This window comes from Nocardiopsis changdeensis (assembly GCF_018316655.1).
Lineage (GTDB): Bacteria > Actinomycetota > Actinomycetes > Streptosporangiales > Streptosporangiaceae > Nocardiopsis > Nocardiopsis changdeensis.
Map to the genome: position 1 here is coordinate 2919466 of NZ_CP074133.1, position 17974 is coordinate 2937439.

Annotated in this window: 16 protein-coding genes; 11 read left to right on the forward strand and 5 right to left on the reverse strand. The window is 75.2% G+C overall.

Annotated elements, in window-relative coordinates; translation table 11 throughout:
* Nucleotides 1-31: 31 nt before the first annotated feature.
* The gene (locus KGD84_RS13085) at nucleotides 32-844 is read right to left on the reverse strand and encodes an NAD(P)H-dependent oxidoreductase (protein WP_220560585.1); all 813 of its coding nucleotides are present in this window, start codon (nucleotides 842-844) and stop codon (nucleotides 32-34) included.
* Nucleotides 845-974: 130 nt separating this feature from the next.
* Here KGD84_RS13085 and KGD84_RS13090 point away from each other — a divergent pair, with 130 nt between their 5' ends.
* The 4 genes from KGD84_RS13090 to KGD84_RS13105 all read left to right on the forward strand — a co-directional run bounded on the left by KGD84_RS13090 (nucleotide 975) and on the right by KGD84_RS13105 (nucleotide 4686).
* Nucleotides 975-1925, forward strand: a complete 951-nt coding sequence (locus KGD84_RS13090) for an AraC family transcriptional regulator (RefSeq protein WP_220560587.1) — start codon at nucleotides 975-977, stop codon at nucleotides 1923-1925.
* 192 nt (nucleotides 1926-2117) lie between these two features.
* Entirely contained in the window at nucleotides 2118-2630 is a 513-nt protein-coding gene (locus tag KGD84_RS13095; protein ID WP_220560589.1) for a hypothetical protein, read from the forward strand.
* Between the two features lie 38 nt (nucleotides 2631-2668).
* The gene (locus tag KGD84_RS13100; RefSeq protein ID WP_220560592.1) at nucleotides 2669-3511 is read left to right on the forward strand and encodes a DUF4097 family beta strand repeat-containing protein; all 843 of its coding nucleotides are present in this window, start codon (nucleotides 2669-2671) and stop codon (nucleotides 3509-3511) included.
* Nucleotides 3512-3534: 23 nt separating this feature from the next.
* Nucleotides 3535-4686 (forward strand): DUF418 domain-containing protein, encoded by a 1152-nt coding sequence (locus KGD84_RS13105; RefSeq protein ID WP_220560593.1) that lies wholly within the window; start codon nucleotides 3535-3537, stop codon nucleotides 4684-4686.
* Between the two features lie 93 nt (nucleotides 4687-4779).
* On the opposite strand, the gene KGD84_RS13110 is transcribed toward KGD84_RS13105, so the two are convergent.
* The 4 genes from KGD84_RS13110 to KGD84_RS13125 are packed head-to-tail and all read right to left on the reverse strand — an operon-like array spanning nucleotide 4780 to nucleotide 7082.
* Nucleotides 4780-5541 (reverse strand): ABC transporter permease, encoded by a 762-nt coding sequence (locus KGD84_RS13110; RefSeq protein WP_220560594.1) that lies wholly within the window; start codon nucleotides 5539-5541, stop codon nucleotides 4780-4782.
* A 10-nt stretch (nucleotides 5542-5551) separates the two neighbouring features.
* A complete protein-coding gene (locus tag KGD84_RS13115) occupies nucleotides 5552-6364 on the reverse strand; it encodes an ABC transporter ATP-binding protein (protein ID WP_220560595.1) in 813 nt (270 codons plus the stop codon).
* The gene (locus KGD84_RS13120; RefSeq protein ID WP_220560596.1) at nucleotides 6364-6750 is read right to left on the reverse strand and encodes a DUF1048 domain-containing protein; all 387 of its coding nucleotides are present in this window, start codon (nucleotides 6748-6750) and stop codon (nucleotides 6364-6366) included. Before KGD84_RS13120 ends, KGD84_RS13115 begins: the two co-directional genes overlap by 1 nt.
* 2 nt (nucleotides 6751-6752) lie before the next feature.
* Nucleotides 6753-7082: a PadR family transcriptional regulator gene (locus KGD84_RS13125; RefSeq protein WP_220560598.1), complete on the reverse strand. Its 330-nt coding sequence runs from the start codon at nucleotides 7080-7082 to the stop codon at nucleotides 6753-6755.
* Nucleotides 7083-7281: 199 nt separating this feature from the next.
* On the opposite strand from KGD84_RS13125, the gene KGD84_RS13130 reads away from it, so the two are divergent.
* The 7 genes from KGD84_RS13130 (at nucleotide 7282) to KGD84_RS13160 (ending at nucleotide 17906) form a co-directional block, all read left to right on the forward strand.
* Nucleotides 7282-8565, forward strand: coding sequence for a hemolysin family protein (locus tag KGD84_RS13130; RefSeq protein ID WP_220560600.1), 1284 nt, complete (start codon nucleotides 7282-7284; stop codon nucleotides 8563-8565).
* Between the two features lie 342 nt (nucleotides 8566-8907).
* Nucleotides 8908-9921 (forward strand): ParB/RepB/Spo0J family partition protein, encoded by a 1014-nt coding sequence (locus KGD84_RS13135; protein WP_220560602.1) that lies wholly within the window; start codon nucleotides 8908-8910, stop codon nucleotides 9919-9921.
* A complete protein-coding gene (locus tag KGD84_RS13140; protein WP_220560603.1) occupies nucleotides 9918-11012 on the forward strand; it encodes a thiopeptide maturation pyridine synthase in 1095 nt (364 codons plus the stop codon). The genes KGD84_RS13135 and KGD84_RS13140 overlap by 4 nt, the downstream gene beginning before the upstream one ends.
* The gene (locus tag KGD84_RS13145) at nucleotides 11009-12373 is read left to right on the forward strand and encodes a SagB family peptide dehydrogenase (protein ID WP_220560604.1); all 1365 of its coding nucleotides are present in this window, start codon (nucleotides 11009-11011) and stop codon (nucleotides 12371-12373) included. The genes KGD84_RS13140 and KGD84_RS13145 overlap by 4 nt, the downstream gene beginning before the upstream one ends.
* Nucleotides 12370-14235, forward strand: a complete 1866-nt coding sequence (locus tag KGD84_RS13150) for a hypothetical protein (protein WP_220560605.1) — start codon at nucleotides 12370-12372, stop codon at nucleotides 14233-14235. The genes KGD84_RS13145 and KGD84_RS13150 overlap by 4 nt, the downstream gene beginning before the upstream one ends.
* A complete protein-coding gene (locus KGD84_RS13155) occupies nucleotides 14232-16151 on the forward strand; it encodes a TOMM precursor leader peptide-binding protein (RefSeq protein WP_220560606.1) in 1920 nt (639 codons plus the stop codon). Before KGD84_RS13150 ends, KGD84_RS13155 begins: the two co-directional genes overlap by 4 nt.
* A gap of 15 nt (nucleotides 16152-16166) precedes the next feature.
* Entirely contained in the window at nucleotides 16167-17906 is a 1740-nt protein-coding gene (locus tag KGD84_RS13160; RefSeq protein ID WP_255646509.1) for an ABC transporter ATP-binding protein, read from the forward strand.
* The last annotated feature ends 68 nt before the right edge of the window (nucleotides 17907-17974 follow it).

The window sequence follows — 17974 nt, forward strand, 5'->3', positions numbered from 1 at the left end:
CCCCGTATAGGCCCCGCCCCGCGGGGCCGGGTCAGCGGTCGGCCTCCCCGTCTCCGAGCAGGTGGATGCCCAGGTCGGTGCGGCCGGGCAGCAGGTCCTCCCGCAGCGCGCGCGTGCCGTGGTAGTCGCCGTCCCGCAGGCGGCGGAACGGCCGGGCCGGCTCGGTGTCGAGGGTCTTCAGCCGGTCGCGCAGCCGCCCGGCCTCGCGCTCCAGGCCCTCCGCGTCCAGGGAGTCGGCGTCGTGGACCACGTGCAGGTCCAGCACGTCGATCCCGACGTACCACAGGGTGCCGTGGGTGAGGGGGAACAGGAGGGAGTCGAGGTCGCCGCTGATCCCGCGGGGCCCGATGGAGCGCTCGTCCTCGCCCGCCGTGACCACGACGAGCGCCCGGCGCCCGGCCAGTCCGCCGTCGCCGTAGCGGCGGGGCAGGCCGGAGGCGGGGTCGAGGTCGCCGTAGGCGAACCCCTGGGTCAGCACCCGGTCGAACCAGCCCTTGAGGATCGCCGGCGGCCCGTACCACCACAGCGGGAACTGCAGGACGAGCAGCTCGGCCGCGGCGAGCTTCGCCTGCTCCTCCCGGACGTCCGCGGGGAGCAGGCCCCGGGAGTACGCCTCGCCGGCGAGTTCGGCGACGTTCCCCGGGCGGCCCGCCGGCTCCCCCAGGTCGCGTTCGGCCAGCACGGGATCGAAGCCCTGGGCGTACAGGTCCGAGGCCGTCACCTCGTACCGCTCCGCCAGGGCCTCGGTCCCGGCCCGGAAGAGCCGGTCGTTGAACGACCCGCGGCGGGGGTGCGCGTACACCCACAGGGCGGTGCCGGGTTCGGGCCGGTGGGCGATGGTCATGGTGCGCCTTTCCGTGTCGGTGCGCGGCGGCCGGAGCGGTCCGCCGGACGCCCTCCAGTCAAGCCGCCACCGTGAGACGGGGGAATACCTCCCAGGCTCGGATCGATACGCGATCGTCTAGGCTTGCGGCATGGACACGCTGAGCGAGGTGCTCGACCACATCCGTTCCTCCGGCGCCCTGGTCGGGCGGAACCTCATGTCGCCGCCGTGGTCGATCGGGTTCGACGAGGGCGCGTCGATGACCCTCGTGACCATGCTGCGCGGGGACGGGTGGATCGTCCAGGAGGGGGCCGGGCCCGTGCGCCTGTCCAACCGCGACCTGGCGGTCGTGACCGGCCCGCGGCCGTTCGGCGTCACCAGCGACCCGGACGCGCGGATCGCCCCCCTCTACGTCCTGTCCGCCCAGGGGACCTGCACCGACGGGGCGGGGAGGGCGCTCGCCCAGGAGGACGTCTCCCTGGGCGTGCGGACCTGCGGCACCCGCCTCGACGCCGAGCACGCGCTGCTCACCGGCTCCTACACGGCGACCGGGCGGATCGCCGACCGCCTGCTCACCGCCCTGCCGCGCGTGCTCGTGGTCCCGGGGCGGCACCGGCGCTCGGCGCCCCTGGAACTGCTGGAGGCCGAGATCGCGCGCGACGAGCCCGGCCAGCAGGCGGTGCTCGACCGCCTGCTGGACCTGGTGCTGGTCGGTACCCTGCGCGACTGGTTCGCCCTGCCGGAGGCGTCCGCGCCCCGCTGGTACCGGGCCGCGGCCGACCCGGTCGTGGGGCCCGCGCTCAGCGCGATCCACGACGATCCCGCCCGGCCGTGGGACGTCGGGAGCCTGGCGCGCGAGGCGGAGGTCTCGCGCGCGACCTTCGCCCGCCGGTTCACCGAGGTGATGGGCGAGCCGCCCATCTCCTACCTCACCGGCTGGCGCCTGTGCCTGGCCGCCGACCTGCTGCAGCGCAGCGACGACAGCATCGAGTCCATCGCGCGCCGGGTGGGCTACTCCAGCGCCTACGCGCTGAGCGCCGCCTTCGTGCGGGAGTACGACGTCCGCCCCGGCCGCCACCGCGCCCTGGCCCGGGCCCTGTAGCGGGGGCGCTCCGGCCGGGGCGCCCGGGGGCTTCGGGTGCCGACCGGGTGCGTCCCGGCGTCACATTAGCGCCATCATGTGCGTCGTGGCGCCATCTCGTTCATGCTGTTCAGGGATGCTGGATCCCTCTTCCTCGTGGGTTCGGCGCAAGAATATCTTTGAGTTGTGCCATTCATGTGCCACTATGGCGCCATGGATCTCACGTCATATGTCGCCGCGCTGAGGGACGAGCTCGCCCTCGCCGCCGAAGCGGGCGGAGACGACGCCCGGGCCCTGGCCGAACGCCTCGTCGCACCCCTGGACTCCGCCGCCCGCCTCATGCTGCTCAACGTCCTGTCCGACGCCATGGCCGAGGTCACCCGCGAGCTGGCCCCGGGCTCGGTCGACGTCCGCCTGCGCGGCCGCGACCCCGAGTTCGTCGTCACGCCGCCACCGCCGGAGCCCGAGGCCGCCGACGTCCGGGCCGCCCGGCCCCTGCCGCCCGCGCCGCCCGCCGACACCGAAGGCGAGGGCGGCACCGCCCGCGTCAACCTCCGCCTGCCCGCCCACCTGAAGGGCCGCCTGGACACGGCCGCCGAGCAGGAGGGCCTCTCGACCAACGCCTGGCTCGTGCGGGTCGTCGCCGCCGCACTCGACCCCGCCGACCTCCCCGCCTCCCGCGCCCGCGGCGGCGGCCGCGAGAGCTTCACCGGATGGGTCCGATGAACCCCCGCCCGTCCGCCCCCGACCGTGAGGAGACCGCCATGCCCGCCTTCGACACGCCCGGCCCGACCCCGCTCGTCCTGCGGCTCGAGATCGGCACCGTCCGCGTCACCGCCTCCGACCGGGCCGACACCCTCGTCGAGGTGGCGCCCGCGGACCCCGGCACCGGCGCCGACGTGCGCGCGGCCGAACGGATCGAGGTCACCCGGACCGCCGACGGGATCTCCGTCAGGGCGCCCCGGAGCCTGTCCTCGCTCGGCTCCCGGAACCAGGGTTCCGTCCGGGTGAGCGTGGACCTGCCCGCCGGCTCCCCGGTCCGGGCCCGCACCGAGATCGCCGACCTCCTCTGCGAGGGCGACCTCGGCCACTGCGACCTGCGCACCTCCATCGGGGACGTGACCGTCGAGCGGGCCCGCGGGGCCACCCTCGCCAGCGGCAACGGGACCGTCCGCGTGGACCACGTGGCCGGGGACCTCCGGCTGACCGGATCCGACCGGGTCCGCGTCGGCCGGGTCGAGGGCGCCGCCACCGTCACCGGGCTCAACGGCGGGATCGAGATCGGCGAGGTCGCCGGCGAACTCGCCGTCACCTCCGCCAACGGCCCCGTCCACGTGGGCGGCGCGCACGCCCGGGCGGAGATCCGGTCCTCCAACGGCACCGTCCGCGTCGACGAGGTCGTCCGCGACGAGGTCACCCTGCGCGTCGGCGTCGGCGACATCGAGGTGGGCGTGCGCCGGGCCACCGCCGCCTGGCTGGACCTGAACACCCGCCTGGGCCGCGTCCACCGCTCCCTGGAGGACTCCGACGGGCCGGACGGGGACGAGCGCACCGTCCGCGTCCTCGCCCGCACCGGGGTCGGCGACATCACCGTCCATCCCGCCTGAACGACACGGAAGGGAACACCGACATGCCCCCCAGCCGACCCGGGACGGAGGTCCCCGTCGGGACCCGCTCCCCGGCCCCCGACCTGGCCCGCGGCGTCATGCTCCTGGCCATCGCCGTCGCGCACGTCCCCGCCCTCCTCGCGCACTGGGGCACGGGAGCCCCCGACCGGGCGGCCCTGTTCGCGGGGACGCTGCTGGCCGAGGACCAGGCCCGCCTGATGTTCGTGCTCCTCTTCGGCTACGGCGTGGGCCAGATCCTGCGCCGCGAGACCGGGCGGGGCGCGGACTGGCCCGACATCCGGTCCCTTCTGCGCCGCCGCGGCCTGGTGCTGCTGCTCATCGGCTTCGTCCACACCCTGCTGCTCCCGCTCGACATCGTCGCCGTCTACGGGGCCGCCCTGCTCCTGGCGGCCCCGCTGGCCCGGGCCCGCACCGCCACGCTGGCGTGGGTCGGGGCGGTGGCCCTCGTGCCGGGCGTCCTGCTGGTCTCGGCCCCGGCCGTGGCCCTCGCGCAGGCGGGCGTCCCGCCCACGATCGCCCACCTCATGGCCGACGGCCCGGTCGCGCACGTGGCCGACAACCTCCAGTGGACGTGGCCGCTGGAGACGCTGGTCTCGGTGGTGTCGGTGCTCCCCGCCATGGTCCTGGGCATCGGGGCCTCCCGCCTGCGCGTCCTGGAGGAACCGGCCCGCCACCGGACCCTGCTGGTCCGCGCCGCCGTACTGCTGACGGCGTTCTCCCTGGCCGGGCGGCTGCCCCACACGCTGGTGGTCACCGGGATCTGGCCCGTCGAAGCGTCCGCGCCCCTGCACGCCTTCTCCGCGCTGCACGTCCTGGCGGGGCACGCGGGCGGCGTCGCGGCGGCGGCGCTGGTCGGCCTGTGGGCCCTGCGGCCGACGGACGGCCCGTTCGCCACGGCCGTCATCGCCCTGGGCCGCCGGTCGCTGACCTTCTACCTGTTCCAGTCGGTGGTGTTCGTGGCGCTCTTCTACCCGTTCACGCTGGACCTGGCCGACGACCTGGGCGCCGCCGCGGGGCTGGGCGTCTCCGCCGCGCTCTGGGCGGTGTCCCTGCTCCTGGCCGAGTGGATGCGCCGCACCGGCCGCCGGGGCCCGGCCGAGACCCTCCTGCGCCGCCTCACCGCACGCCCCTGGAGCCTTCCCGCCGGGCGGTGACCCACGCGGCTCCGTCGGCCGGCCGGGCGACGGGTGCCTGAGACGCGGACGGGCGGCGGCCCCGGGTGGGGGCCGCCGCCGGGGGAGCGGTGGTCAGGAGGTCTTCTTGCGGTAGGTGGCCATCGCGAAGGCGTAGGCGACGACGAGGATGCCCGCGCACCAGGCCAGGGCGGTCCAGGCGTCGTCACCGGCCGGCCGCCCGGACAGCAGGTCGCGGATGGTGTTGACGATGGAGGTCACCGGCTGGTGCTCGGCGAACCAGCGCACCGGGCCGGGCATGGTCTCGGTGGGGACGAACGCCGAGCTCAGGAACGGGAGGAAGATGAGCGGGTAGGAGAACGCGCTCGCGCCCTCCACGGAGGTCGCCGTCAGGCCCGGGATCACGGCGATCCAGGTCAGCGCGAGCGTGAACAGCAGCAGGATCCCGGCGACGGCCAGCCAGGCCGCCGGTCCGGCGTCCGAGCGGAAGCCCATGAGCAGGGCCACGCCCACGACCACCGCCAGCGAGATGACGTTGGCGACGAGCGAGGTCAGCACGTGCGCCCACAGCACGCCCGACCGGGCGATCGGCATGGACTGGAACCGCTCGAAGATCCCGCCCTGCATGTCCGTGAAGAGCCGGAACGCCGTGTAGGCGATGCCCGAGGCGATCGTGATGAGCAGGATGCCCGGCAGCATGTAGTTCACGTACGGGCCCGAGCCGACGTCGATGGCGCCGCCGAACACGTACACGAACATCAGCATCATGGCGATGGGCATGACCGCGGTCGTGATGATCGTGTCGGGGCTGCGGGTGACGTGGCGCATGGTGCGCCCGGTCAGGGCGGCGGTGTCGCCGAGGAAGTGTGTCGCCATGGTCCGTCCCCTACTTCTTCTCGCTCGGTGCGGTCCGGCGGTCCCCGCCGTTCCCGCCGGAGCCGCCGGTGACCGCGAAGAAGATCTCCTCCAGGGTCGGCTGCTTCTCGACGTACTCGATCTCGGAGGGCGGCAGCAGCTTCTTGAGCTCCTCCAGGGTGCCGTTCACGATGATCCGCCCCTGGTGCAGAATCGCGATCCGGTCGGCCAGCTGCTCGGCCTCCTCCAGGTACTGCGTGGTGAGCAGCACCGTCGTGCCGCTGTCGGCGAGGCCCTTGACGGCCTCCCAGACCTCGACGCGCGCCTGCGGGTCGAGCCCGGTCGTCGGCTCGTCCAGGAAGACGACCGGCGGGTTCCCGATGAGGCTCATCGCGATGTCCAGGCGCCGGCGCATCCCGCCGGAGTAGGTCGACACCCGCCGCCCGCCCGCCTCGGTGAGGGAGAAGCGGGCGAGCAGGTCGTCGGCGATCGCGCCGGGGTCGCCGAGGTGGCGCAGCCGGGCGACGAGCACGAGGTTCTCCCGCCCGCTGAGGATCTCGTCCACCGCCGCGAACTGGCCGGTGAGGCTGATGGACTCCCGTACCCGCGCGGGCTGCGCGGCGACGTCGAAGCCGTTGACGGCGGCCGTCCCACCGTCGGCCCTGAGCAGGGTGGACAGGATCCTCACGAGCGTGGTCTTGCCCGCCCCGTTGGAGCCGAGCAGCGCGAAGATGCCGCCGCGCTCCACGTCGAAGTCCACCCCGCGCAGCACCTTCAGGTCCTTGTAGGACTTCTCCAGGCCCCGCAGGCGGATCGCCGGGACCGGCCGTGTCTTCGTCTCCATCAGAGGGATTCCCCGTCCTTCTCGCCGTCTTCTCCGGCCGCGCGGTCGATGGCCTCGACCAGCCGGTCCCGTTCCTTTTTGATCCACTGGCCCTCGGAGTAATTCGCCAGGAAAGCCTCGGCGAACCCGACGGGGTCCTCCCCGACGACCTGGCGGACCGGCGTCCCGTTCGCCGCGCTCTGCTCGAACAGCTCGATGAGGTCGTCCAGCATCGTCTGGAGGATGTCCCCCCTGGTGATGGACCCGAAGTACATCAGGTACCGGTCGAGCGCCTCGACGGCCGTGCGGTGGTTCTCGGGCAGTTCCCGGACGCGCGCCTTGTACCGCTTGTAGCGCTTCTTGTCCTCGAACGATCCCGTGACCTTCTCGATCCATTCAGCCGCCATGGCTACCGGCCCCCTTCTCGGAGCTGTTCGATCTTTTCCGCGAGGAAACGCCAGTTCCCCCAGAACTCTTCGAGGTATTCCCGCCCTCGGGAACCGAGCGAGTACACCTTGCGCGGCGGGCCCTTCCCGGACGGGACCCGCCGCGCGTCGACGAGGCCGCGCCGCTCGAACCTGACGAGCAGGGCGTAGACGGTGCCCTCGGCGATGTCGGTGAAGCCCTGGTCCCGCAGCCACGCCGTGATCTCGTAGCCGTGCGCGGGCCGGCCGGACAGGGCCGCGAGGACGATGCCCTCCAGGGTCCCCTTGAGCATCTCCGTCGCCTGCCTTCCCATGGGTGCCTCCCCTCACTACTCGTTGCCGCTGAGTACCACTGCATAGTAGTACTGACTACCGGTACATAGCAACACCGAATACCGGGCGGGATGCGGCGTGTGCGTCCGAACACCGGGAGGGCGCCGTGTGAAAGGGTGAGTCGGCACGGAAACGGCCCCAGGGCCACCACCACCATCCGCATCGGAGATGACCGCAGTCATGGAGAGTTACGGGGTGCAGATCGGCCTCGTCCTGGTCCTCGTCCTGGTCAACGCACTGTTCGCGGGCAGCGAGATCGCCCTGATCACCCTGCGCGAAGGCCAGATCAGACAACTGGAGGAGAGGGGGCCCGGCGGCAGGGCGGTCGCCCGCCTGGCCCGCGACCCCAACCGCTTCCTCGCCACCATCCAGATCGGCATCACCCTCGCCGGCTTCCTCGCCTCCGCCACCGCCGCGGTGGCGCTCGCCCAGCCGCTCGTCGAGCCGCTGGGCTTCCTCGGCTCCGCCGCGGGGCCCGTGTCCGTCATCCTGGTCACCGTCGTCCTGACCTTCGTGACCCTGGTGTTCGGCGAACTGGCCCCCAAGCGCATCGCCATGCAGCGCGCCGAGGGCTGGGCCCTCATGGTCGCCCGCCCGCTCAACCTGCTCGCCACCCTGTCCCGCCCGGTCGTGTGGCTGCTGAGCGTGTCCACCGACCTCGTCGTCCGCCTCACCGGCGGGGACCCCTCCGCCGCGCGCGAGGAGGTCGGCGAGGAGGAGCTGCGCGACATGCTCACCGCCCAGCGCGGCATGACCCGCGAGCAGCGCACCATCATCAGCGGCGCCTTCGAGATCGACGACCGCAGGCTGCGCCAGGTCGTCGTCCCCCGCGGCGAGGTCTTCACCATCCCCGCGGCCACCCCCACCGCCGAGGCCACGCGCATGCTCGCCGAGCACGGCCACTCGCGCGCCCCGGTCGTGGCCGACGACGACCTCGACGACGTCCTGGGCATCGTCCACTGGTCCGACCTGGTCCGCGGCACCGGCACCGCCCGGGACGTGGCCCGCGAGGCGATGCTGCTGCCCGACTCGCTGGTCGTCTCGCTGGCGCTGCGGCAGATGACGGCCGAGCACCAGCAGCTGGCCGTGATCGTCAACGAGATGGGCGGCATCGACGGCATCGTCAGCCTGGAGGACCTGCTGGAGGAGATCGTCGGCGAGATCTACGACGAGACGGACTCCGACATCCGCACCGTGGTCTCCAACGACGACGGGACCCTGACGCTCCCGGGCACCTACCCGGTGCACGACCTGTCCGACATCGACCTGTCCCTGACCGACCCGCCCGAGGGCGACTACGTCACCGTCGCGGGCCTGGTCATCGCCGTCCTGGGGCACATCCCGCGGGAGCCCGGCGAGACGGTCGACTTCGGCGGGTGGATCGCGGAGGTCGCCCGGACCAGCGGCCGCACCATCACCGAGGTCAGGGTGCGGCGCATGGAGGAGGCCCGGCCCGAGGAGTGAGCGAGGGACCGGGCCCCTTCCGACGGCCGCACCGCCGAAAGCGGTGCGGCCGTCGGCGTCCTCCAGGCGGCGCCGCCCGGAGGACGCCGGGAGCCGGCCGGGCGGCCGGACCCGTCCCGCGGCGCGCACCGCGGTTCAAGGTCGCCGCAAGGTCCGTTCAAGGTCGGGCCGGGAGGATCCTGCCACCGAACGCGAGCCCGTCCACGGCGGCGGGCGTGGCCGGTCGGCCCCCTCACCCCTCGGAGAACGCATGCCCAGCGCTTTCGATCGGACCGCCGACCCCGGAACCCGGAACGCCCCCGGCGGCCGGCCTCCGGCGCGGGAGCGGGCGTGGCGACGGGGATGAGCACCCGGGAACGGCGGTCCGCCGCTCCGGATCCCGTGCTCGCCCGCCTCCCCGTCGAGACCGCCCGGGTCGCCCTGCTGAGGGACGCCCGCTCCCCGCGGCTCGACGGCACCGACCCCGCCCGGGTCGCGCGGCTCGCCGAGATCGTCGACGAGCTGCCGCCCATCGTCGTGCAGCGCCCGGCCATGCGCGTGGTGGACGGCATGCACCGCCTCCAGGCCGCCCGGAGCCGGGGGCGCGCCTCGATACGGGTGCGGTACTTCGACGGGTCGGACGAGGACGCGTACATCCTGGCCGTCCGCCTCAACGTCTCCCACGGCCTGCCCCTGCCCATGCGGGACCGGCTGGCGGCCCTGTCCCGTGTCCTACAGGCGTTCCCCCACTGGTCGGACCGGCGTATCGCGGCGACCTGCGGGGTGTCGCCGGGCACGGTCGCCGCCCGACGCCGCCGTTCAGGTGACGAAAGACTGCACGTGAACACGCGGATCGGCAGCGACGGGCGCCGCCAGCCCCGGTCGGCGGCCGCGGGCCGGCAGGCGGCGGCCGAGTTCATGCGCCGCAACCCCGAGGCCAGCCTGCGGGTCGTGGCCCGCCACGCCGGGATCTCCGTGGGCACGGCATTGGACGTCCGCCGCAAGGCCGCGCACGGCCCGACCGGCCCGGACCCGGGAGGCGACCGGCCCGAGCCGGACGCCGCGGCCGCAGTGCTGCGCGACGCCGCGGCCCGGGTCGAGCAGCTCGCCCGCGACCCCTCCCTGTGGGGCTCCGAACACGGCCGGGCGGTACTGCGCCTGGCCTCGGCCACCCTGGGCCTGACGAAGCGGTCCGAAGAACTGGCCGACGGCATGCCCGACCACGCCCGGCGGGCGCTGCACGACGTCGCGCGGGCCTGTGCCCTGGTCTGGAACCGGTGCGGCGATCGGGTCGGCGGCGCCGGAGCGGCCGCACCGCCCCCCGGTGCCCCGGACCGGCCCCACCGCCCGCCGGAAGAGGAGAACGGAGAACCATGATGGACGCCCGGTCGTGGCACAGCATCCACGTCCACCACCACGGCGAGGCCACGTCACGGCTGGTGGCCGAGGCCCTGTGGCCGGTCTCCCGCGAGCTGGAGCGCCGCGGACTGCGGAACTGGTTCGTGCGGCACTGGCGGCGCGGGCCGCACCTGCGCCTCAACGTCGAGGCGGGGAGCGGGGAGTTCCGCGCGGCCCTGCCGATGGTGGCCCAGGTACTGGACCCCTACCTCGCCGCGCTGCCCGCCACAGAGACCGATGTCGGCGCCCTCCTGCCGCTGCACCGCCGCACGGCCGAACAGGAGCGGGAGCCGGGCCCGCTGACCCCGTGGTTCCCCGACAACTCCTGGCACGTCGACGACTACGACGACCGGATGGCGGTGCACCGGACGCCGGAGGCGGCGGCCCTGGTCGCGGACTTCCTGCGGGACGCCAACCAGCACGCCTTCGAGGTCACCGCGGAGGTCGCGGCCGGGGCGAGCCTGCCCGCCGTCGTCTTCGACACCATGGCCGTCCTGGCCGACCGGCTGGTCGACGGCGGCATCGCCGTCGGCTACCTCAGCTACCGGTCCCACGCCGAGGCGTACCTGTCCTACCTGCCCGAACGCGCCCCCTGGCGCCGCGAGTGGGACGACCGCTACCGGTCCCACGCCCGTGCGCTCGCGGACCGGATCGACCGGCTCGTCGGTCCGGACTCCCCGGGGGACCCCCGGGCGTCGGAGTTCGCGGACCTCATCGCGCGGTACCGGTCGGCCGGGGCGGAACTCTACGAGCGGGGGCTGCTCCCGGCGCTGCGGATCGACCCCCTGGACGGCCAGCGGGACGACCCGCGGGCCGCGGACAGCCCGTTCCACCACGCCCTGCTGTCCAGCGGGCACTGGACGACGCGGGTCGGGCCCTCGGCCGACTTCGCGGCGTACCGGCTCGCACTCAACCTGATGTACCTCCAGTTCACCCGGCTCGGGATCACGCCGCACCACCGGCTGTTCCTCTGCCACCTGCTCGCGGAGGCGGTGGAGCGGCGCACGGGGCGGTCGTGGGCCGACCTGATCCGCTCCTGGGACGCCCCCGCCGCCGGAGCGGTGACATGACCCCGCCGGACACGGGACCGTACGAGACCGTGCGGCTGCGCGGCGGGGTCGAGAGCATGCGCCACCCGCGCGGGACGTCGCTGGTCGACCTCCCCGACCAGGAACCGGTCACACCCGAGGAGGAGGCGGTCGTCCGAACTCTGGTCGACGGATCGCACCGGATGACGGTCCGGGACGACGGCACCGGCGCGCTGCTGGACCGGCTGCGCAGCGGAGGCTGGCTGGCGGTCACCGTCCACGACGCGGACGGCCCCGTCTTCACCGTCGAACCCCACCGCTCGCCCGCCGCGCGGCCCGTCCCGCCGCCTCCCGGGCGGCCGCGCCTGTCCCGTTTCACCGCCGTCCGGGCGTCGGCCGACGGCCTGCTGTGGGTCTCCTCGCCGCGCGCCTGGGCGGCCGTGGTCGTGCACCGGCCCGAGGCCGCCGTGGTCCTGGCCGATCCCGGCGGGGAGCGGCGGGTTCCCGGCCTGGACGAGGCGGTGGCCGCCCGGCTGCGCCACGACCTGCTGTGGGCCGGGCTGGCGGTGGTCGGCGACGAGGACGAGGAGTTCCGGGTACGGCAGTGGTCGTGGGCCGACCTGGAGTTCCACCAGAGCAGCCGGGGGTATACACCGGGGTTCAGGCTCGGGCGGACCGGCTGGGGAGCGGAGTACGCCCCGGCGCCTCCCCCCAGGCCCGAGCCCTTTGGGCCGGCGGTCGAGCTGCGCCGCCCGGACCTGGAACGGCTGCGCGGGACCGACCCGCCGTTCACCTCCGTCCTGGAGAGCCGGCGCTCCCTGCGCCGGCACGACCCGCGGAACCCGCTCACCTGCGACCGGCTCGCCGAGTTCCTGTACCGCACCGCGCGCACCGTGCACCGCCGGCCGGGTGACGGGATGGAACTCCAGTACCGCCCCTACCCCTCCGGCGGCGCGGCGCACGAGCTGGAGGTCTACGTCGTCGCCGCCCGGGTGGCCGGGCTCGAACCCGGCACCTACCACTACGACGGCCACGACCACCGGCTCGAACTCGTCCGCCCGATGGACGGCCCGGGGCGCCTGCTCGTGGACGGCGTCGGGAGTGCCACCTCGCAGACCGGCGCCCCCCAGGCGCTGCTGCTGATCAGCGCCCGGTTCGAGCGGTTGATGTGGGCCTACGAGGGGCTCGCCTACGCCCTGATCCTCAAGCACGTGGGGGCGCTGATGCAGACGATGAACCTGGTGGCCACCGCCATGGGCCTGGCCGGCTGCGCCCTCGGCACCAGCACCCGGCACGCGTTCGGCCGCCTGACCGGGCTCGACCCGCTGGAGGAGGACCTCGTCGGCGAGTTCCTCCTCGGCGTCCCCGCCGGACCGGAGCAAGAAGAAGGAGGCCGCCGGTGAAGCTGCGCCTGCACGACGACGCCTACCTGGCACCCGTCGACGACGGCACCTACATCATCGCGCCGCGGGAGCGGACCTGGGTGGGCGGCACGTCGTTCGCCCGCTGGGTGGAGGCGCTGTCGCCGTGGCTGGACGGCCGGTTCACGGCCGCCGAACTCGGCGCGCGGTTCCCGGACACGCACACGCCCGCGCTGGAGGCCGTGCTCGGGCGCCTGCGCGACGCGGGCGCCGTGGTGGAGGAGCCGACGGGGCCGCCACCGCTCGACGCCCCGGTCCGCGAGCGGTTCGCGCCCGAGCTCTCCTACCTGGCGGCGCACCACGGCGACGCCGCCGCGGCGTTCGGCCGGTTCCGGGACCTCTCCGTGGCCGTGCTGGCCGAGGCCGCGTGGGCGGCGCCGATCCGGGAGCACCTGCGCTCCGCCGGCGTGCTCCGCGTCGATACCCTCCCCCTCGGGGCGGACGGCGCCCGAGCCGAGGCCGTCACCGGTCGCGACCTCGTCGTCGCCGTCGTCGCGGACCCGGCGCGGCTGCTGCGGCTCGACGCGCGCTGCGCCGGGTCGGGGACCGCGCTGGCGGCCGTGCTGCCCGACGGGGCCGACCTCTGGCTGCCGCCGATCGCGGACCCCCGCGCCGACCCGGGCGACCCGCTCGCGCCGGTGCGCCCCGGCTCGGTACTCGACCGGTCACCCGGCCCGCGGCCGCCGGCGGAGCCGACCGCGGCCCACCGGGAGGTGGTGGCCGCCGCCGTGGCGCGGTCGGCGTTCCACTGGGCGACCGGCACCGGCGCCCCCCGGTGGGAGCGAGATGTCATCCGGATCGGGCCCGACCTCGCCGCGCACCGCCACCACTGCCTCCGGCACCCCCGCCGGCTGCCGGTGCCCCCGGGCGGCGGCGAGGGGGTCCGGGACCGGGTCGCGTCGCTACGCGACCGCCCGGCGGCGGCCGACGCCGAGTTCGCGCGGACGGCGGTCCGCGCCGCCGACGACGTCTTCGGCCTGTTCCGGTACCTGCCCGACGACGGCGCCTCGCAGAGCCCGGTGCACGTCGCCGAGGCGCAGATCCGAGACCCCCTCTCCGACACGGGGTGGGAGGGGGCCGCGGTCGTGCGCGCCGTCGCGTTCGACTACGCGACCGCCCGGATCGAGGCCGCCCGGTCCGCGCTCACCTGGTACGCGGAACGGTTCGTCGACCCGCGCCGCCTGGTGGACGCGCCGGACGGCCCCCACGGCCTCGTCGCCGGATACGACCCGGTCGCCGACCGCGTCGTACAGCTCCCCGCCGCCGCCGTCTTCCCCCGGCTCGGCGGCCCGGCCGCCGGCACCGCGGCGGCCGCCGCGGGGGAGTCCTGGGACGCGGCGCTGGACCGGGCCCTGGCCGGGCTCTGGTGGAGCGACCCGCAACTGGTCGGCGACACCGCCGGACGGCCGGTCCGGGTGGACCCGGCGACGCTCGACGAGGCGGGGCGGCGCTGCGCCCTGATCCTCGCCGAACTCGGCGAACTGCCGCAGGTGTACGACCACGGCGGCCGCCACGGTGTCACGGCCCTGTCGTTCCGGCGCGGCGACCTCGTCCTGGAGCGCACCGCGGGCCCGGCCGGACGGGCCTGGACCGACGGCCTGCTCAGGACCCTCTTCACCGTCCAACGGTGGATCCACGGCGACCTGCGGCGGCCGCCGCAGGCGACCACGCCCCGGGCCCCCGCGACCGGGGAGGAGGTCCGGGCGGACCCCGCCGCGCCGGACCCCGGCACGGTCCTCGCCGCGCTGGCCGCGGCGGGCCGCACGGCCGTCGTCGTCCCGCTCGACCACGACCCGGCCGCGGCCGCGCTCCTTCCCCACACACTCAAGGTGGTGCTGCTGTGACCGACCCGCTGCCCGGACCGGCCGTCGTCGGACGGGGCCTGATCGCCGACGCGGTCGCCGAACGCCTGGGGGTGTCCGTCCACCCGGTGCCCGGCGACACCTCCGCCGGCGGTCCGACCGTGTTCGCCGCGGACGGCTGGGCGGACCCCGTGCCCGAGGGGGCGCGGGCCCGCGGCCCGCTGCTGCCGGTCCGCACCGAGATCGACCGGCTGGTCATCGGCCCCTGGGAGGTCCCCGGGGAACGGGGGTGCGCGCGCTGCGCGCAGACCCGGTACCGGCGGATGGGCCACTCCGGCGAACAGGCCGCCCGACGGCTCCACGGCGACCGGCTGGACCGCGCCCCGGCACTGCTCACCGGTCAGGCCGCCCGGCTGGCCGCGGCGCTCGTCGAGGACGACGTCCGCTCCGCCGCACGCGGAGCCGCCCCCCGCACCCGCCACGCCGTGCTCTGCGTCGACCTGCGGGACCTCACGGTCACGACGCACCGGGTCCTGCCCGATCCGGCCTGCGAGACCTGCGCGTCCCCGCGGCCGGACGCCCCCGACGACACCCTCGGCCGACCGGTGCCGCGCCCCGCCCACCGCCCCGGGGCGGCCCGCGGCCGCGACCTCCCCGTGGAACTGGAGAGCCTGACCGCGCGCTACGTCGACGCCCGTACGGGCGTCCTACGGCGCCTGCACGACCGCACCGAGGGCGCGCAGATCGTCACCACCGCCGAACAGGCCGGACCGCACCACGGCATGGCCGGGTACGGCCGTTCGCCGCAGCGGCGGACCAGCCGCACCACGGCGATCCTCGAAGGGCTCGAACGGTTCGCCGCCACACCGGCGGCGGGCCGACGGGTCACCGTCGGCTTTTACCGGGAGCTCGCCGACCGGGCGCTGGACCCGCGCACCCTCGGGCTGCACCCGCCGCGGGAGTACGACCGGCCGGGCTTCCCCTACGCGCCGTTCGACCCCGACCGGTCCTACCGCTGGGTGTGGGGGTGGTCCTTCCTGAGGGGCGCCCCGATCCTGGTGCCCGAACCCCTGGCCTACTACGGCCTCGGACCGCACGGGGGCGGCTTCGTCTACGAGATCTCCAACGGCTGCGCCCTGGGCGGCAGCCTCCAGGAGGCCGTCCTCTACGGGGTGCTGGAGGTCGCCGAACGCGACGCGTTCCTGATGACCTGGTACGCGCGCCTGCCCGGCCCGGAGATCGACCCGGCCACCCTGGACGAGGCGGACCGGCTGCAGGCGGCCGTGCTGCGGGCGGAGACCGGCTACGACATCAGGTTCTTCGACATCACGACCGAGCAGGGGATCCCCGCCGTGTGGGCGATGGCCACCGCCCCGGCCGGCTCGACCGGCGCCGCCCTGCGCTGCGCGGCGGGCGCCCACCTCACCGGCGCGCGTGCGGTCCGCGGCGCGCTGTCCGAGCTCGGCGCCGGCCTGTCCTACGCGATCGAGCACTTCGCGCACCCGGAGGTCGCCGCACGGGCGGCCCGGATGGCCGACGACCCGGAGGCGGTGCGCGACATGGAGGACCACCCGCTCCTCTACTGCGAGCCGCGCACCGCCGAACGGCTGGGCTTCCTCACCGGCCTCGCCCCCACACGCCCGGTCGGCGACGTCGGCGTCCGGACCGGGGAGTTCGCCGACGACGACATCGACACCGTGATGCGCGCCGTCGTCGGACGGTACCTCCGCGACGGCCTCGACGTCGTGGTGGTCGACCAGACCCCCGACGAACTGCGGGAGGCGGACCTGCACTGCGCCAAGGTGCTCGTCCCCGGAACGCTGTCCATGACCTTCGGCCACCGCAACCGCCGCACCACGGGCCTGCCGCGGCTGCTGGAGGCGCGCCGGCGCCGCGGGCTCGCCGACCGCCCGATGCGCGAGGACGAGGTCAACCCCCACCCGCACCCGTTCCCCTGACTCCGAGGAGCCCACGTGACGACGTCCACCGGCGCCGCCCCGCGACCCGCCTGGCGGGCCGTCCTGGGCCGACTGCGCCCCTACCGCGGCGGGGCGGCCGTCGGCATCCTGCTCTCCCTGGCGGCCTCCGCCGGCGGACTGGTGCTGCCGCTGCTGACCCGACGGCTCATCGACCGGGTGGCCGACGGCGGAGACGTGACCGCCCCGGTACTGATGACCGTCGGCCTCCTGGCCGGCGGGGCCGTGGCGGGCGCCTTCGGCTGGTTCCTGCTGGACCGGATCGCGATCACCCTGGTGCGGGACGCCCGGCGGTCCCTGCTGTCCCGGCTGCTGCGCGTGGACGCGCGCACCGTCGACCGGCTCCAGCCCGGCGACCTGCTGGCCCGCCTGACCACCGACGCCGCGGCACTGCACATGCTCGCCGTCGAGGTGCTGGCCGGAGTCGGCACCAACCTGCCCGTGATCGCCGTGGCGATCACGCTGATGGCCTACCTCGATCCGGTCCTGCTGGCCGTCACACTGGCCGTCTCGGTCGCGGCGGGGGTGATCATGCACGTGCTGTCACCGCGTGTCCAGCGGTCGAGCCTGGCCGCACAGGAGGCGGTCGGCGCCATGGCCGCGGCGATCGAACGCGCGATCGGCGCGATCCGCACGATCCGGGCGAACGGCGCCGAGGCCGCCGAGGAGGCCCACCTCCACGCCGCCGTCGGGCTGGCGTGCACGGAGGCGGTCCGGACCTCGGCCTGGAGCACCGTCGCCGCGAGGGCCACCGGCATGACGTTCCAGCTGGCGTTCGTGGCCGTGCTCGCGGTGGGCGGGGCCCGGGTCGCGACCGAGCAGCTGACGGTCGGCGCCCTGGTCGCGTTCCTGCTCTACGTCTTCTACCTCGTCATGCCGATGCAGAACCTGGTCGGCGCGGTCGCCGCGTACCGGGTCGGGATCGCGAGCGTGACCCGGATGGGCGAGGTGCTGGAGTACCCGGCGGAACCGGTCCACCCCGCGCCCGGCACGGTCCGCGGCGGGGCACCGCTGGACGTGCGGTTCGCGTCCGTCCGCTTCGCCTACCGGCCCGGGGAGGAGGTGCTACGGGCCCTGTCGTTCACCGCGCCGGCCGGCGCGGTGACGGCGATCGTCGGCCGCTCCGGAGCCGGCAAGTCCACCGTGCTCGACCTGATCGAACGCTTCTACGACCACTCCGCCGGGGAGATCCTCCTCGGCGGCCGCGACGTGCGCGACTGGCCGGTCGCCGAGCTGCGGCACGCGATCGGCTATGTGGAGCAGGACAGCCCGGTCCTCGCGGGCACGCTGCGCGACAACCTCCTGCTCGGCGCCCCGAACGCGGGCGAGGCCGAGATCCGCGAGGTCCTCGGACGGGCCCGGCTCACCGACCTCGTGGCGGGGCTCCCCGAGGGGCTGGACACCGTCGTCGGGCACCGGGGGAGCACGCTGTCCGGCGGGGAGCGGCAGCGGGTGGCGATCGCCCGGGCCCTGCTGCGCAAACCCAGACTGCTGCTGCTCGACGAGGCGACCTCGCACCTGGACGCGGAGAACGAGGCGGCGCTGCTGGAGTCGATCCGCGACATCGCCGGTACGGCGACGGTGGTCGTCGTGGCGCACCGCTCGTCCACCGTCCGGCTCGCCGACCGGATCGTCGTCCTGGACGGCGGCGCCGCGCGCGCGACCGGAGACCACGAGGAGCTCGCGGCCGGAGACGCGCTCTACGCCGAGCTGGTCGCGACGCGGCTCACTCCGTAGCGCCCGCTACCCTGCCCGCACGGCCTCCCCGCCGCCGTTCCACCGGCGCGGGGAGGCTTCGTGCTGCC

What these genes read in the sequence shown, in the direction of transcription:
- KGD84_RS13110 (WP_220560594.1), bottom strand. Translation starts at nt 5,541, where the DNA reads ATGGCGACACACTTCCTCGGCGACACCGCCGCCCTGACCGGGCGCACC.
- KGD84_RS13140 (WP_220560603.1), top strand. Translation starts at nt 9,918, where the DNA reads ATGATGGACGCCCGGTCGTGGCACAGCATCCACGTCCACCACCACGGC.
- KGD84_RS13130 (WP_220560600.1), top strand. Translation starts at nt 7,282, where the DNA reads ATGGAGAGTTACGGGGTGCAGATCGGCCTCGTCCTGGTCCTCGTCCTG.
- KGD84_RS13095 (WP_220560589.1), top strand. Translation starts at nt 2,118, where the DNA reads ATGGATCTCACGTCATATGTCGCCGCGCTGAGGGACGAGCTCGCCCTC.
- KGD84_RS13085 (WP_220560585.1), bottom strand. Translation starts at nt 844, where the DNA reads ATGACCATCGCCCACCGGCCCGAACCCGGCACCGCCCTGTGGGTGTAC.
- KGD84_RS13100 (WP_220560592.1), top strand. Translation starts at nt 2,669, where the DNA reads ATGCCCGCCTTCGACACGCCCGGCCCGACCCCGCTCGTCCTGCGGCTC.
- KGD84_RS13135 (WP_220560602.1), top strand. Translation starts at nt 8,908, where the DNA reads ATGAGCACCCGGGAACGGCGGTCCGCCGCTCCGGATCCCGTGCTCGCC.
- KGD84_RS13105 (WP_220560593.1), top strand. Translation starts at nt 3,535, where the DNA reads ATGCCCCCCAGCCGACCCGGGACGGAGGTCCCCGTCGGGACCCGCTCC.
- KGD84_RS13090 (WP_220560587.1), top strand. Translation starts at nt 975, where the DNA reads ATGGACACGCTGAGCGAGGTGCTCGACCACATCCGTTCCTCCGGCGCC.
- KGD84_RS13115 (WP_220560595.1), bottom strand. Translation starts at nt 6,364, where the DNA reads ATGGAGACGAAGACACGGCCGGTCCCGGCGATCCGCCTGCGGGGCCTG.
- KGD84_RS13120 (WP_220560596.1), bottom strand. Translation starts at nt 6,750, where the DNA reads ATGGCGGCTGAATGGATCGAGAAGGTCACGGGATCGTTCGAGGACAAG.
- KGD84_RS13145 (WP_220560604.1), top strand. Translation starts at nt 11,009, where the DNA reads ATGACCCCGCCGGACACGGGACCGTACGAGACCGTGCGGCTGCGCGGC.
- KGD84_RS13125 (WP_220560598.1), bottom strand. Translation starts at nt 7,082, where the DNA reads ATGGGAAGGCAGGCGACGGAGATGCTCAAGGGGACCCTGGAGGGCATC.